The following is a 13716-nucleotide window of genomic DNA, read 5'->3' as shown; positions in this document are numbered from 1 at the left end:
GGGGGGGGAGGGGAGGGGGGGGGGGGGGAGAGAAGGGGGGGGAGGGGTGGGCCAACCCCGGAGGGCTTGGCGTGTGGCTTGGGTGTGGGGGGGGGGGGGGGGGGGGGGGGGTCCTGCCCCCCCCCCCCCCCCCCCCCCCGAGGCGTTACTGGCAGGCTTCGCAGTCGGGGTCGTCGATCCGGCAGGCGGCGCCCTCGGTGGCGACGAAGTCGACGTCGGTCTTCGGCATCTCCTTCGGCTCCGCCGGGACGGCCGCGGCGGGCGACGGCGACGGCGCGGGGGAGGCGGCCGGAACCGTGGCGGACGGCGACGGCGACGGGGAAGGCGCGGCGGCCGGGGCGGCGGCCGGGGCGGCCGGGGCCGGGGTGGCGGAGACGGCGTTCAGCTTGCCGTCGGTGCCGCGCAGGGTGCTCTTCTCCACGTGCGTCGCGGACTGCGCCCGCAGGTAGTACGTGGTCTTGAGGCCCTTGTGCCAGGCGTAGCGGTACAGCTCGTCGAGCTTGCGCCCGCTCGGAGCCGCGATGTACAGGTTCAGCGACTGCGCCTGGTCGATCCACTTCTGCCGCACCGAACCGGCGTCCACGATCCACTTGGACTCGATCTCGAAGGCGGTCGCGTACAGCGCCTTGAGGTCGTCCGGCACGCGGTCGATCTGGCCGAGGCTGCCGTCGAAGTACTTGAGGTCGCTGACCATGACCTCGTCCCACAGGCCGCGCGCCTTGAGGCTCTTGACCAGGTGCGGGTTGACGACGGTGAAGTCGCCGGACATGTTCGACTTGACGTACAGGTTCTGGAACAGCGGCTCGATCGACTGGCCGACGCCGGAGATGTTGGAGATCGTCGCGGTCGGCGCGATCGCCATCACGTTCGAGTTGCGCATGCCGACGGTCTTGACGCGCTCGCGCAGCGGGGCCCAGTCCAGCGTCGTGGAGGTGTCGACGTCGAGGCCGTCGCCCTGGCGGGCGTCGATGAGCAGCTGCATCGAGTCGATCGGCAGGATTCCCTTGCTCCACAAGGAACCTTCGAACGTCTGGTACTGGCCGCGCTCCTCGGCGAGGTCGGTCGACGCCGAGATCGCGTAGTAGGAGAGGTGCTCCATCGAGACGTCGGCGAACTTCACCGCTTCTTCGGACGCGAACGGCACGCCGAGCTCGAACAGCGCGTCCTGGAAGCCCATGATGCCGAGGCCGACCGGGCGGTGGCGCAGGTTGGAACGGCGCGCTTCCGGGATCGTGTAGAAGTTGATGTCGATCACGTTGTCGAGCATCCGGACCGCGGTGCGCACGGTCTTCTCGAGCCGCTTGGTGTCCAAACCGGACGGGGTGACGTGCTTGAGCAGGTTCACCGAGCCGAGGTTGCAGACCGCGACCTCTTCGGTGTTGGTGTTCAGCGTGATCTCGGTGCACAGGTTGGACGAGTGCACGACGCCGACGTGCTGCTGCGGCGAACGCAGGTTGCACGGGTCCTTGAAGGTGATCCACGGGTGGCCGGTCTCGAACAGCATGGTCAGCATCCGCCGCCACAGCTCGACCGCGCGGACCTTGCGGAACACCTTGATCTCGCCGCGCGCGGCGGCCGCCTCGTACTCGCGGTAGCGCTGCGCGAACGCGTTGCCGTAGAGGTCGTGCAGGTCCGGCGTCTCGTTCGGGGAGAACAGCGTCCACTCGGCGTTCGCCTCGACGCGGCGCAGGAACTCGTCCGGGACCCAGTTGGCGGTGTTCATGTCGTGCGTGCGCCGCCGGTCGTCGCCGGTGTTCTTGCGCAGGTCGAGGAATTCCTCGATGTCGACGTGCCAGGTCTCCAGGTACGCGCACGCCGCGCCCTTGCGCTTGCCGCCCTGGTTGACCGCGACCGCGGTGTCGTTGGCGATCTTCAGGAACGGCACGACGCCCTGGGACTGGCCGTTGGTGCCCTTGATGTGCGCGCCGAGGCCGCGGACCGGGGTCCAGTCGTTGCCGAGGCCGCCGGAGTACTTGGCCAGCAGCGCGTTGTTCTTGTACGCCTGGAAGATCGAGTCCAGGTCGTCGTCCACCGTGGTCAGGAAGCAGGACGACAGCTGCGCGCGGTTGGTGCCGCTGTTGAACAGCGTCGGGGTGGACGCCATGAAGTGGAACGTCGACAGCAGCTCGTAGAACTCGATGGCGCGGGCTTCGCGGTTGTCCTCGCGGATCGCCAGGCCCATCGCGACGCGCATGAAGAACGCCTGCGGCAGCTCGAACCGCACGCCGTTGTGGTGCTGGAAGTACCGGTCGTACAGGGTCTGCAGGCCGAGGAAGCCGAAGTCGAGGTCGCGCTCGGGGCGGATCGCGGCGGTGATCTTGTCCAGGTCGAACGTGGTCAGCTCGGCGTCGACCAGTTCGAGTTCGACGGCGCGGCGCAGGTAGGCGCGGAAGTACGGCGCGTACTCGGTCGCCATCTCGTCCTGGCTGGCCTGGCGCGGGGCGCCGGCGAGGTAGCTCAGCGCTTCGCCGCGCAGTTTGTCCAGCAGCAGCCGGGCGGAGACGTAGGAGTAGTTCGGCTCCTGCTCGACGAGCACGCGCGCGGCCATGATCTGCGCGAGCGCCAGTTCGTCGGCGGTGATGCCGTCGTAGAGGTTGCGCTTGGCCTCGGCCAGCACCGGCTCGGCGGAGACGTCCTCGAGCCCGGCGACGGCCTCGCCGACGACGTGCGAAACGCGCGCCCAGTCGAGCGGGCGCAGCGTCCCGTCGGCGCCCTTGACGCTCAGCGCGACCTCGGCCGACGCCGGAGCGGCGGCCTCGCGGGCCTTCGCGCGCTCGTCGCGGTAAAGCACGTAGGCGCGGGCGACCTTGTGGTGCTCGCCGCGCATCAGGGCGAGTTCGACCTGGTCCTGGATCTGCTCGATGTGCAGCGGGGTCTCCGGGCCGGTGTGGCGCAGCAGCGCCGCCTCCACCTGCTCGGTCAGCTCCGCGACCACGTGGTGCACGCGGGAGGACGCGGCGGCGTCGCCGCCCTCGACCGCGAGGAAGGCCTTGGTCAGCGCCACCGAGATCTTGCCCGCGTCGAAGGGCGAGACGCTTCCGTCCCGCCGGATGACGCGGACCGCGCTCGGGGCCCCCTCCGCCGACGACGGCGGCCGCTGACCGGTTTCCACTGACATGCGTGTCTCCAACAGTTCCTCGAAATGGGCGCGTTGCAGCGGCACACGGCCGGTCAAGGCCATGCGCTGCGGTTTCGGCGAAACAGCCCGGCCGCCCTCTTCAAGCGGTCTCCCCGTCGCTGGGGGCTGCCGGTTCCCAGAGACTACATGTTGGGGTGAAGGCCCGCACGGGACCCAAGGTATGGCGTGTCGGTCTCACCCTGCCGGGTTATCCGATCACCCAGGGCAAGATCCGAAACGGAGTCTCGTCGCGGCCAGTGCCCCGCTGGCCACGGGCCGTTTCCCGGCCAGGAAGCCCAGCGGCCCGGCCGGGTTGACCGACCAGTCCGCGGCCGCCGCGCGGGGCTTCGCACGCCACTCGACCGGGGTACGCAGCGGGCTGCCGCCGCGGTCCTGGGCGATCTCGAAGCGTACCGGGAGGGTGATCGGGAGCCCGGCGCGCGGGGTGAAGGCGGCGGTGGCGATCCAGTCGTCGGAGGTCGCCGCGGTGAAGGTGCGCCCGCCGGTGAAGGTGAAGGAGGCGAGTTCCTTCGGGATGCCCCACAGCTCGCGCCCGCCCGCGCGCGAGACCTCGCTGTCGACCCAGATGTCGGTGATCGACGCGGCGAGCCCGCGGCCGCGCACGGCGACGCAGGAGAGAAGCTCGTGGTAGCTCAGCTGACCGGACGGCAGGTAGTCGATCCAGGCGGTGAAGACAGCGGCCTGGCGGTTGAGGACGAGGGGTTCCGCGGGCAACGCGGGCAGCTCGTCGACGGGGACTCGCCACATCGAGATACACGCGTCGGCGGCGAGGTGCCACGGTTCGGGCGGGTATTCGGTCATTCGCTGATCCACGGCAGGTACGGCGGGAGATCGCGGTCGATGCGCAAGGGGAACTCCGGCGGGCGTTTCTGGAAGAAGGAGGCGATGCCTTCGACGGCGTCGGGGTTCGAGCCCAGCTGGGAGATGAGCTTCGAGTCCACCTGATGGACGTCGAACGGCGAGGGGGCCGAGGCCATCCGGTAGAGCAGCTGCCGGGTGACCGCCACCGCGACGGGTGCGGTGGTCTCGGCGATTTCCCGGGCTTTCGTTTGGGCCTGGCTCAGGACGTTGCCGGGGTCGTGGATCTGGTGCACGAGCCCGGCCCGGAGCGCTTCGTCGGGCCCGAAGAGCCGCCCGCTGACCATCCAGTCGACGGCCGCGCCCATTCCGACGAGCCGGGGGAGGAACCACGCGGACGCGCCTTCGGGGTAGATCCCGCGGCGGGTGAAGACGAAGCCGAACTTGGAGTCGGTGGAGGCGAACCGGTAGTCGCAGGACAGCGTGATGGTGATGCCCGCACCGACCGACGCCCCGCGCAACGCGGCGAGCACCGGTTTGTTCATGGTGAAGATCCGCTTCGACACCCGGCCCGCCGGTTCCTGCCAGTCGTCCGGCGGACGGTCGCCGAAGTCGAAGCCACCGGAGGACAGGTCGGCCCCGACGGAGAAGTCCTTGCCGGTGGTTCCGAGCACGACGGCGCGGACGTCCTCGTCGCGGTCGGCCCGGTCGAGGGCGTGGGCGAGTTCGTCGGCCATCCGGATCGTGTAGCCGTTGCGGGCCTCGGGGCGGTCGAGCAGGACGGTCGCGACCTTGGCGGCGACCTCGTAGGCGATCTCCGCGTAGGAGTCCATGGGAGGACGGTAGGACCTTGTTTTCGTTGCGTCAATAACGCTTGGCCGGGCGCGGGCTGGGCATGCTCGGGTCATGCTGAAGCTGGGCACGGTGGTGCTGGGAGTCGAGGACATGGAACGCGCGGTCTCGTTCTGGAGCGACGCGCTGGGGTACGCGCGGCGGGACGACGCCAAGGATTTCGTGGTGCTGCTGCCTCCTGACGGCGCGGGGCCGGGGGTGGCGTTCCAGCGGAGTTCGGTGCCGGTGCAGGAGGTGCCCCGGGTGCACCTGGACTTGTACGCCGGGGACGCCGCGGACCAGGAGGCGGAGGTCGCGCGGCTGGTGGGGCTGGGGGCGCGGCGGGTGGACTGGCCGCACTATCCCGACGACCCGGATTTCGTGGTGCTGGCCGATCCGGAAGGCAACCGGTTCTGCGTGATCGACACCTCGCGAGGCTGATCCGCTGTCCGTGAGGGGAACCCTGATCCCCTCACGGACTGGGGGCCGAGGACAAAACAATCAGGCGCGCTTGATTTTTCTGCCGCCAGGGGCCACGCTGGGTCCGCACGAGGTGGTGCGGCGGACGCAGGGAGGCGCAGGAATGGCTGATCTCGCGGGGATCCTCCGGGATCTCGCGGCCGAATCGCAGGCGGTCGACGACCTGGTCGCCGGGTTGCCCGCGGACGGGTGGGCGACCCCGACGCCCGCGCCCGGCTGGAGCATCGCGCATCAGATCGCGCATCTGGCGTGGACCGACGGCAAAGCGCTGATCGCCGCGAGCCGGCCGGAGGACTGGCAGTCCGAGGTCGAAAACCTGTTGAGCATCGGCGAAAACTACGTCGACCAGGGTGCCGAAGACGGAGCCAAGCTGCCTCCGGACGAGGTGCTGGCGCAGTGGCGTGCCGGAAGGGCCGCACTCGCCGAGGCGCTCGCCGCGGTGCCGGACGGGCAGAAGCTGCCGTGGTACGGACCGCCGATGAGCGCGGCTTCCATGGCGACCGCGCGGATGATGGAGACGTGGGCGCACGGCCAGGACATCGCCGACGCGCTCGGCGTCACGCGCGAGCCCACCGAACGGCTCTGGCACATCAGCCGGTTCGGCACGCGCACGCGCGATTTCGCGTACAAACTTCATTCGCTCGCGCCGCCGACTGAGGAATTCCGGGTCGAGCTGACGGCTCCGGACGGCAGCACGTGGGCATTCGGGCCCGACGACGCGGAGCAGCGACTGACCGGCAGCGCGCTCGACTTCTGCCTGGTAGTAACGCAACGACGGCATCCGGCGGACACTGACCTCGTCGCGACCGGCGCGGATGTCGAGGAATGGCTGGGCATCGCGCAGGCGTTCGCCGGGCCGCCCGGGGCGGGGCGCGAACCGGGGCAGTTCGCGTGAGCGCGCCGTTGCGCGTCGGGAACGCGTCCGGGTTTTACGGCGACCGGTTCTCCGCGGTGCGGGAAATGCTGACCGGCGGCCCGCTCGACGTCCTCACCGGGGACTATCTTGCCGAGCTGACCATGCTCATCCTCGGCCGCGACCGGATGAAGGACCCGTCCCGCGGCTATGCCAAGACGTTCCTCCGGCAGTTGGAGGAAAATCTCGGGCTGGCGAAGGACAAGGGCGTCCGGATCGTCGCGAACGCGGGCGGGCTCAACCCGGCCGGGCTGGCCGACGCGGTGCGCGAACTAGCCGGGAAACTCGGTGTCGACGTGAAGGTCGCGCACGTCGAGGGCGACGACCTGATCGCGCGAGCGGATGAGTTCGGCTTCGAGAAACCGTTGACGGCCAACGCTTATCTCGGCGCGTGGGGAATCGCGGAGTGCCTCAAGGCCGGTGCCGACGTCGTGGTGACCGGACGGGTCACGGACGCGTCGGTGATCGTCGGACCGGCGGCGGCGCATTTCGGCTGGGCCCGCGACGACTACGACGCGCTCGCCGGGGCGGTCGCGGCGGGTCACGTCATTGAATGCGGTGCGCAGGCGACGGGCGGCAACTACTCGTTCTTCCGGGAGCAGCCGATCGGCGTGCCGGGCTTTCCGCTCGCGGAAATCCACGCGGACGGGTCCAGCGTGATCACGAAGCATCCGGGCACCGGCGGTGTGGTCAATGTCGGAACTGTCACCGCGCAACTGCTGTACGAGATCACCGGTGCGCGGTATGCAAATCCCGATGTGACGGCACGGTTTGACACGCTCTCGCTGTCGGACGACGGGCCGGACCGCGTGCGGATCAGCGGGGTTCGCGGGGAAGCGCCGCCGCCGACGTTGAAGGTGTGCCTCAACCGGCTCGGCGGGTTCCGGAACGAGACCACGTTCGTCCTCACCGGACTGGATATCGAGGAAAAAGCCGCGCTGGTACGGGAACAGCTGGAAGGCGCGTTGGCGAAACGCCCGCCGGCCGAGGTGCGGTGGACGCTCGCTCGCACCGACCACGCGGACGCCGACACCGAGGAACGCGCGAGCGCGCTGCTGCACGTCGCGGTGAAGGACAACGACCCGAAAATCGCCGGGCGCGCGTTCAGCGGGGCGGCGATCGAGCTTGCACTCGCGAGCTATCCGGGTTTCCACGTGACCGCACCGCCTTCGGACGCGGCTCCGTTCGGGGTCTACTCGGCGGCCTATGTGGACGCTGCCGCGGTTCCGCACGTCGCGGTGCTGCCCGACGGGTCCAAGGTGGACATCGCGCCTGCTTCCGAGACGCTCGAGTTGTCCGAAGTGGACGAACCCGCGCTACCGGAACCGTTGCAGGCGGACAAGGTGCGGCGGGTACCGCTCGGCTTGGTGGCCGGTGCGCGCAGCGGCGACAAGGGCGGCAACGCGAATCTCGGTGTCTGGGTGCGATCCGAGGAAGCTTGGCGCTGGCTCGTGCACCGGCTGACGGTCGGAGAATTCCGCCGGTTGTTGCCGGAAACCGAAAACCTGCCGGTCACCCGGCATCTGCTGCCGAACCTGTGGGCGATGAACTTCGTGGTCGAGGGCATTCTCGGCGACGGTGTCGCTTCGCAGGCCAGGTTCGATCCTCAGGCGAAGGCGCTCGGCGAATGGCTGCGGGCGCGCGAACTCGACGTCCCGGAGGCGCTGCTGTGACCGTGGATCCGTTCCGCACGCCGGAACGCACCGAACTGCGCGCGACGGTGCGCCGGTTCGTGGAGAAGGACGTGCTGCCGCACCTGGACGACTGGGAGCGGGCTGGGGAACTGCCGCGCGAGCTGCATCGCAAGGCGGGACAACTGGGTCTGCTCGGGGTCGCGTTCCCCGAATCCGCGGGCGGTGGCGACGGCAACTACCTCGACGCGCTCGTGGTCGCCGAGGAAATGCACTACGCGGGCGGGTCCGGCGGGCTGTTCGCGTCGCTGTTCACCTGCGGGATCTCGGTGCCGCACATCGTCGAGGCCGGCGACCCGGTGCAGATCGAACGCTGGGTGCGGCCAACCCTCGAAGGCGAGAAAATCGGCTCGCTGGCGGTCACCGAGCCAGACGGCGGTTCCGACGTCGCCGGGATTCGCACCACGGCGGTGCGCGAGGGCGACGAGTATGTGATCAACGGGGCCAAGACTTTCATCACCTCCGGCTGTCGCGCGGACTTCGTGACCACTGTGGTCCGAACCGGGGAGGCAGGCGCGCATGGGCTTTCGCTGATCGTGGTCGAGCGCGGGACGCCCGGATTCACGGTGTCGCGCAAGCTGGAGAAGATGGGCTGGGCGGCTTCGGACACCGCCGAGCTGTCTTATGTGGACGTACGGGTGCCCGCGGAGAACTTGGTCGGCGCGGAGAACAGCGGGTTCGCTCAGGTGGCCACGCAGTTCGTCACCGAGCGGCTTTCGCTGGCGGTGCAAGCGTATGCGCACGCGCAGCGGGCACTGGACCTGACACTGGACTGGTGCCGGATGCGCGAGACGTTCGGGCGTCCGCTGATCTCGCGGCAGCTGGTGCAGCACAAGCTCACCGAGATGGCCTGCAAGGTCGACGTCGCCCGGACGTACGCCCGGCAGGTCGCGATCCGGCACGTTTCCGGCGAGGAAGTGATCGCCGAGGCGTGTTTCGCGAAGAACACCGCGGTGCAGACCGCCGAATGGGTCGTGAACGAGGCGGTGCAGCTGCACGGCGGGCTCGGCTACATGCGCGAGTCCGAAGTGGAGCGGCACTACCGCGACGTCCGCATTCTCGGCATCGGCGGCGGCACCACCGAAATCCTGACCGGACTGGCCGCGAAGCGATTGGGATACACCGCATGACCACTATCAGGTCCACAGTGGACACCCGGGCCGGCGAGTTCGCCGCGAACCGGGAGGCGATGCTGGAGAAGCTCGCGGAAATCGACGCCGAACAGGCCAAAGCGGTGGCCGGCGGCGGCGAAAAGTACGTCGAACGCCACCGCAAGCGGGGCAAGCTGCTGGCGCGGGAGCGGATCGAACTCCTGCTGGACGAGGATTCGCCGTTCCTGGAGCTGTCGCCGCTGGCCGCGTGGGGCTCGGACTATAAGGTCGGCGCGAGCGTGATCACCGGGATCGGCGTCGTCGAAGGCGTCGAATGCCTGATCTCGGCCAGTGACCCGACGGTCAAGGGCGGCGCGAGCAACCCGTGGACGACGAAGAAGTCGTTTCGGGCGGCGGACATCGCGGCGCAGAACCGGCTGCCGGTGATCAACCTGGTCGAGTCCGGCGGGGCGGATCTGCCGACGCAGAAGGAAATCTTCATTCCCGGCGGCCGGGTCTTCCGCGATCTGACCCGGTCGTCGGCGGCGAAGGTGCCGACCGTCGCGCTGGTGTTCGGCAACTCCACGGCGGGTGGCGCGTATCTGCCCGGAATGTCCGATTACGTGGTGATGGTGAAGGAACGCGCGAAGGTGTTCCTCGGCGGACCGCCGCTGGTCAAGATGGCGACCGGCGAGGAATCCGACGACGAATCCCTCGGCGGCGCGGAAATGCACGCCCGCACGTCCGGGCTCGCCGACTACCTCGCGGTGGACGAACAGGACGCGATCCGGCTCGGCCGCAGCATCATCAAACGGCTCAATTGGACCAAACAGGGTCCGGCCCCCAAGCCGGACTACGCCGAGCCGCTGTTCGACGCCGAAGACCTGCTCGGCATCGTGCCGACCGACTTGAAGGTCCCGTTCGATCCGCGCGAGGTGATCGCGCGCGTCGTGGACGGTTCGGACTTCGACGAGTTCAAGCCGCTGTACGGGCCGAGCCTGGTCACCGGATGGGCGAGCATCCACGGCTATCCGGTGGGCATCCTGGCCAACGCGCAGGGCGTGCTGTTCGGCGAGGAATCGCAGAAGGCCGCGCAGTTCATCCAGCTGGCCAACCAGATCGACACGCCGCTGGTGTTCCTGCACAACACGACCGGCTACATGGTCGGCAAGGAATACGAGCAGAGCGGCATCATCAAGCACGGCGCGCTGATGATCAACGCGGTGTCGAACTCGAAGGTGCCGCATCTGTCCGTCCTCATGGGAGCGTCCTACGGGGCCGGGCATTACGGGATGTGCGGCCGCGCCTACGATCCGCGGTTCCTGTTCGCCTGGCCGAGCGCGAAGTCCGCGGTGATGGGGCCGGCGCAGCTGGCCGGGGTGCTGTCCATTGTGGCCCGTGCCGCGGCAGCGAGCCGGGGCCAGGAGTACAGCGAGGAAAACGACGCCGCGATGCGCGCCATGGTGGAGAACCAGATCGAGGCGGAATCGATGCCGATGTTCCTCTCCGGCATGCTTTACGACGACGGCATCATCGACCCGCGCGACACTCGCACGGTGCTCGGGCTGAGCCTGTCGGCGATCCACAACGGACCAGTGAAAGGCGTCGAAGGCGGCTTCGGCGTCTTCCGGATGTGAGGGCCATGATCCAGAATCTGCTGGTCGCCAACCGGGGCGAAATCGCCCGCCGGGTGTTCCGCAGCTGCCGGGACGCCGGAATCGGCACGGTCGCGGTGTTCTCCGACGCGGACGCCGGCGCTCCGCACACGCGGGAGGCCGACGTCGCTGTCCGGCTGCCGGGCAACGCGCCGGGCGAGACGTATCTGCGCGGCGAGCTGATCGTCAAAGCCGCGGCGGACGCCGGGGCCGACGCGATCCATCCCGGGTACGGCTTCCTTTCCGAGAACGCCGGTTTCGCCCGTGCGGTGCTCGACGCCGGGTTGACCTGGGTCGGCCCGCCTCCGGCGGCGATCGAGACCATGGGCTCCAAAGTGGAGTCGAAACGGCTGATGGCCGCCGCCGGAGTGCCGGTGCTGTCCGAATTGGACCCGTCGTCGGTGACTGAGGCGGATCTCCCCTTGCTGGTCAAGGCTTCCGCTGGCGGCGGCGGTCGCGGCATGCGCGTGGTCAGGTCGCTCGACGAGCTGTCGGAAGCCGTGGAAAGCGCCCGAGCCGAGGCGGGATCGGCATTCGGCGACCCGACGGTGTTCTGCGAGCGGTACCTCGAAACCGGACGGCACATCGAGGTCCAGGTGCTCGCCGACTCGCACGGCACGGTGTGGGCGGTGGGGGAGCGGGAGTGCTCAATCCAGCGTCGGCACCAGAAGGTGGTCGAAGAAGCGCCATCGCCCTTTGTGGACGATGCCATGCGGGCCGAGTTGTTCGACGCGGCGCGCAAGGCGGCACAGGCGATCGACTACGTCGGCGCGGGGACCGTCGAATTCCTGGCCGGTCCGGACGGCCGGTTCTACTTCCTGGAGATGAACACGCGGCTGCAGGTCGAGCATCCGGTGACGGAGAACGTCACCGGGCTGGATCTGGTCGCGCTGCAGCTCTCGGTGGCCGAGGGCGCTCGGTTGCCTGCCGAGCCGCCTGCTGCTCATGGCCATTCGATCGAAGTCCGGCTGTACGCGGAAGACCCGTCGGCCGGATGGCAACCGCAGAGCGGGACACTGCACGCCTTCGAAGTGTCCGGAGTGGACCGGGAATTCGAGCACGGGGCCGGGCTGCGCCTGGATTCCGGGGTGGAATCCGGCTCGGTGATCGGCGTCCATTACGACCCGATGCTGGCGAAGGTCATCACGTGGGCGCCCACTCGGGCGGAAGCCGCGCGTCGGCTCGCCAGTGCCTTGGCGGGCGCGAAAATCCACGGCGTGGTGACCAACCGCGACCTGCTGGTCCGAATCCTGCGCCACGAGGCTTTCCTTGCCGGGGAAACGGATACTGCGTTCTTCGACCGGCACGGTCTGGACACTCTGGCCGCTCCGTTGGCCACTGTGGACACCGAGCGCTGGTCCGCCCTGGCTGCCGCGCTGGCCGATGCCGCCGCGAACCGGGCTTCCGCCACCACGCTGGGACGGCTGCCCAGCGGTTGGCGCAACGTCCGCTCCGCCGGTCAGCGCAAGGTGTTTGCCAAGGGCGACAACCGCTACGAGGTCGTGTACTCGCTTACCCGAGACGGTTTGCGCGCCGAGGGTTACGACGATGTCACTCTGATCTCCGCGACACCTGGCCAGGTGGTCCTCGACATCGCCGGAGTTCGCCGGACCTTCGCGGTCGCCCGGCACGACGGCGTGTCCTATGTGGACTCGCCACTGGGTTCGGTGGCACTGACCGCCGAGCCGCGGTTCGCCGATCCCGATGCGGCACTGGCCGCGGGGTCGCTGCTCGCGCCGATGCCGGGCACGGTCGTGCGGCTCGCGGTGTCCGAAGGGGACAGTGTGCGGACGGGCGATCCGTTGCTGTGGCTGGAAGCGATGAAGATGGAACACCGGATCTCGGCCCCGGCGGACGGCGTGGTCGCCGAACTGCCGGTCGAGGTCGGGCAACAGGTCGAGGTAGGCGCGGTGCTGGCTGTGGTGGGAGAAGCGGAATGAACGCGATGAACTTCGTCGAGCCCGAGGAGCGGGTGGCGCTGCGCAAGGCCGCGGCCGACCTGGCGGGCAAATACGGGCACGAGTATTACGCGAAGAAAGCCCGGGCGGGCGAGAAGACCGACGAGCTGTGGAACGAAGCCGGGCGGCTCGGCTATCTGGGCGTGAACCTGCCCGAGGAATACGGCGGCGGGGGAGCGGGGATCGCGGATCTCGCCGCGGTGCTGGAGGAATTCGCCGCCGCGGGCTCGCCGCTGCTGCTGATGGTGGTGTCGCCGGCGATCGTCGGGACGGTGCTGTCGCGGTTCGGCACGCCGGACCAGAAAAAGCAATGGCTGCCCGGAATGGCGGACGGCAGCAAGAAAATCGTCTTCGCGATCACCGAACCGGACGCCGGGTCCAACTCGCACAAAATCACGACGACCGCCCGCCGCGACGGCGGCGACTGGGTGCTCTCCGGCCGCAAGGTGTACATCTCGGGCGTCGACGAGGCGGACGCGGTGCTCGTCGTGGGCCGCACCGAGGACGCGAAGACCGGCCGCTTGAAGCCCGCGCTGTTCGTCGTGCCGACGGACTCGCCCGGGTTCGAGTTCACGAAGATCGACATGGACATCGTCGCGCCGGAGAACCAGTTCTCGCTGTTCCTGGACGACGTGCGGCTGCCCGCCGAAGCGCTGGTGGGCGAGGAGGACGCGGCGATCGCGCAGCTGTTCGCGGGCCTGAACCCGGAACGGATCATGGGTGCCGCGTTCTCGCTGGGCACCGCGAGGTACGCACTGGACAAGGCGGTCGGGTACGCGAACGAACGGCAGGTGTGGGGCGCGCCGATCGGGTCGCACCAAGGGCTGGCGCATCCGCTCGCGCAGGTGAAGATTGAGCTTGAGCTGGCGAAACTGATGACGCAGAAGGCGGCTTCGCTGTACGACGCGGGCGACGATTTCGCCTCCGGCGAGTCCGCGAACATGGCGAAGTACGCGGCGGCGGAGGTGGCGATCCGCGCGGTCGACCAGGCGGTGCAGACCCACGGCGGCAACGGCCTGGCGACCGAGTACGGCCTGGGAAGCCTCGTGACGGCCGTGCGCCTGGGCCGGATCGCGCCGGTGAGCCGGGAGATGGTGCTGAATTTCGTGGGGCAGCACAGCCTTGGGCTGCCGAAGTCGTACTGAGCAGTGGTGAAGTCA

Annotated in this window: 10 protein-coding genes; 7 read left to right on the top strand and 3 right to left on the bottom strand. The window is 69.1% G+C overall.

The window, feature by feature from the left end; translation table 11 throughout:
• Positions 1-145: 145 nt before the first annotated feature.
• The 3 genes from ACZ63D_RS05705 to ACZ63D_RS05695 all read right to left on the bottom strand — a co-directional run bounded on the left by ACZ63D_RS05705 (position 146) and on the right by ACZ63D_RS05695 (position 4770).
• Positions 146-3118, bottom strand: a complete 2973-nt coding sequence (locus ACZ63D_RS05705) for a ribonucleoside-diphosphate reductase subunit alpha (RefSeq protein WP_465353129.1) — start codon at positions 3116-3118, stop codon at positions 146-148.
• 216 nt (positions 3119-3334) lie between these two features.
• Complete coding sequence (locus ACZ63D_RS05700; RefSeq protein ID WP_465353128.1) at positions 3335-3940, bottom strand: acetoacetate decarboxylase family protein; 606 nt, start codon at positions 3938-3940, stop codon at positions 3335-3337.
• Positions 3937-4770: an enoyl-CoA hydratase-related protein gene (locus tag ACZ63D_RS05695; RefSeq protein ID WP_465353127.1), complete on the bottom strand. Its 834-nt coding sequence runs from the start codon at positions 4768-4770 to the stop codon at positions 3937-3939. The genes ACZ63D_RS05700 and ACZ63D_RS05695 overlap by 4 nt, the downstream gene beginning before the upstream one ends.
• 73 nt (positions 4771-4843) lie before the next feature.
• Between ACZ63D_RS05695 and ACZ63D_RS05690 the strand changes: the two genes are divergently transcribed.
• The 7 genes from ACZ63D_RS05690 (at position 4844) to ACZ63D_RS05660 (ending at position 13701) form a co-directional block, all read left to right on the top strand.
• Complete coding sequence (locus tag ACZ63D_RS05690; protein ID WP_465353126.1) at positions 4844-5209, top strand: VOC family protein; 366 nt, start codon at positions 4844-4846, stop codon at positions 5207-5209.
• Between the two features lie 142 nt (positions 5210-5351).
• Complete coding sequence (locus ACZ63D_RS05685; RefSeq protein ID WP_465353125.1) at positions 5352-6143, top strand: TIGR03084 family metal-binding protein; 792 nt, start codon at positions 5352-5354, stop codon at positions 6141-6143.
• On the top strand, positions 6140-7834 hold the full coding sequence (locus ACZ63D_RS05680) for an acyclic terpene utilization AtuA family protein (RefSeq protein ID WP_465353124.1): 1695 nt from the start codon (positions 6140-6142) through the stop codon (positions 7832-7834). The genes ACZ63D_RS05685 and ACZ63D_RS05680 overlap by 4 nt, the downstream gene beginning before the upstream one ends.
• Positions 7789-8982, top strand: coding sequence for an acyl-CoA dehydrogenase family protein (locus tag ACZ63D_RS05675; protein ID WP_465353123.1), 1194 nt, complete (start codon positions 7789-7791; stop codon positions 8980-8982). The genes ACZ63D_RS05680 and ACZ63D_RS05675 overlap by 46 nt, the downstream gene beginning before the upstream one ends.
• A complete protein-coding gene (locus ACZ63D_RS05670) occupies positions 8979-10580 on the top strand; it encodes an acyl-CoA carboxylase subunit beta (RefSeq protein ID WP_465353122.1) in 1602 nt (533 codons plus the stop codon). Before ACZ63D_RS05675 ends, ACZ63D_RS05670 begins: the two co-directional genes overlap by 4 nt.
• A gap of 5 nt (positions 10581-10585) precedes the next feature.
• Positions 10586-12538: an acetyl/propionyl/methylcrotonyl-CoA carboxylase subunit alpha gene (locus ACZ63D_RS05665; protein ID WP_465353121.1), complete on the top strand. Its 1953-nt coding sequence runs from the start codon at positions 10586-10588 to the stop codon at positions 12536-12538.
• Complete coding sequence (locus ACZ63D_RS05660; protein ID WP_465353120.1) at positions 12535-13701, top strand: acyl-CoA dehydrogenase family protein; 1167 nt, start codon at positions 12535-12537, stop codon at positions 13699-13701. Before ACZ63D_RS05665 ends, ACZ63D_RS05660 begins: the two co-directional genes overlap by 4 nt.
• Positions 13702-13716: the final 15 nt, after the last annotated feature.

Source organism: Amycolatopsis sp. NPDC104775, from assembly GCF_055583325.1.
The sequence above is the reverse complement of the archived record's forward strand: the minus strand, read 5'-3'. Positions and strand labels throughout refer to the sequence as shown.

Bases quoted from the DNA above. Each gene is read 5' to 3' on its own strand.
- ACZ63D_RS05660 (WP_465353120.1), top strand. From the start codon at position 12,535: ATGAACGCGATGAACTTCGTCGAGCCCGAGGAGCGGGTGGCGCTGCGC.
- ACZ63D_RS05675 (WP_465353123.1), top strand. From the start codon at position 7,789: ATGGCTGCGGGCGCGCGAACTCGACGTCCCGGAGGCGCTGCTGTGACC.
- ACZ63D_RS05670 (WP_465353122.1), top strand. From the start codon at position 8,979: ATGACCACTATCAGGTCCACAGTGGACACCCGGGCCGGCGAGTTCGCC.
- ACZ63D_RS05665 (WP_465353121.1), top strand. From the start codon at position 10,586: ATGATCCAGAATCTGCTGGTCGCCAACCGGGGCGAAATCGCCCGCCGG.
- ACZ63D_RS05695 (WP_465353127.1), bottom strand. From the start codon at position 4,770: ATGGACTCCTACGCGGAGATCGCCTACGAGGTCGCCGCCAAGGTCGCG.
- ACZ63D_RS05685 (WP_465353125.1), top strand. From the start codon at position 5,352: ATGGCTGATCTCGCGGGGATCCTCCGGGATCTCGCGGCCGAATCGCAG.
- ACZ63D_RS05690 (WP_465353126.1), top strand. From the start codon at position 4,844: ATGCTGAAGCTGGGCACGGTGGTGCTGGGAGTCGAGGACATGGAACGC.
- ACZ63D_RS05700 (WP_465353128.1), bottom strand. From the start codon at position 3,940: ATGACCGAATACCCGCCCGAACCGTGGCACCTCGCCGCCGACGCGTGT.
- ACZ63D_RS05705 (WP_465353129.1), bottom strand. From the start codon at position 3,118: ATGTCAGTGGAAACCGGTCAGCGGCCGCCGTCGTCGGCGGAGGGGGCC.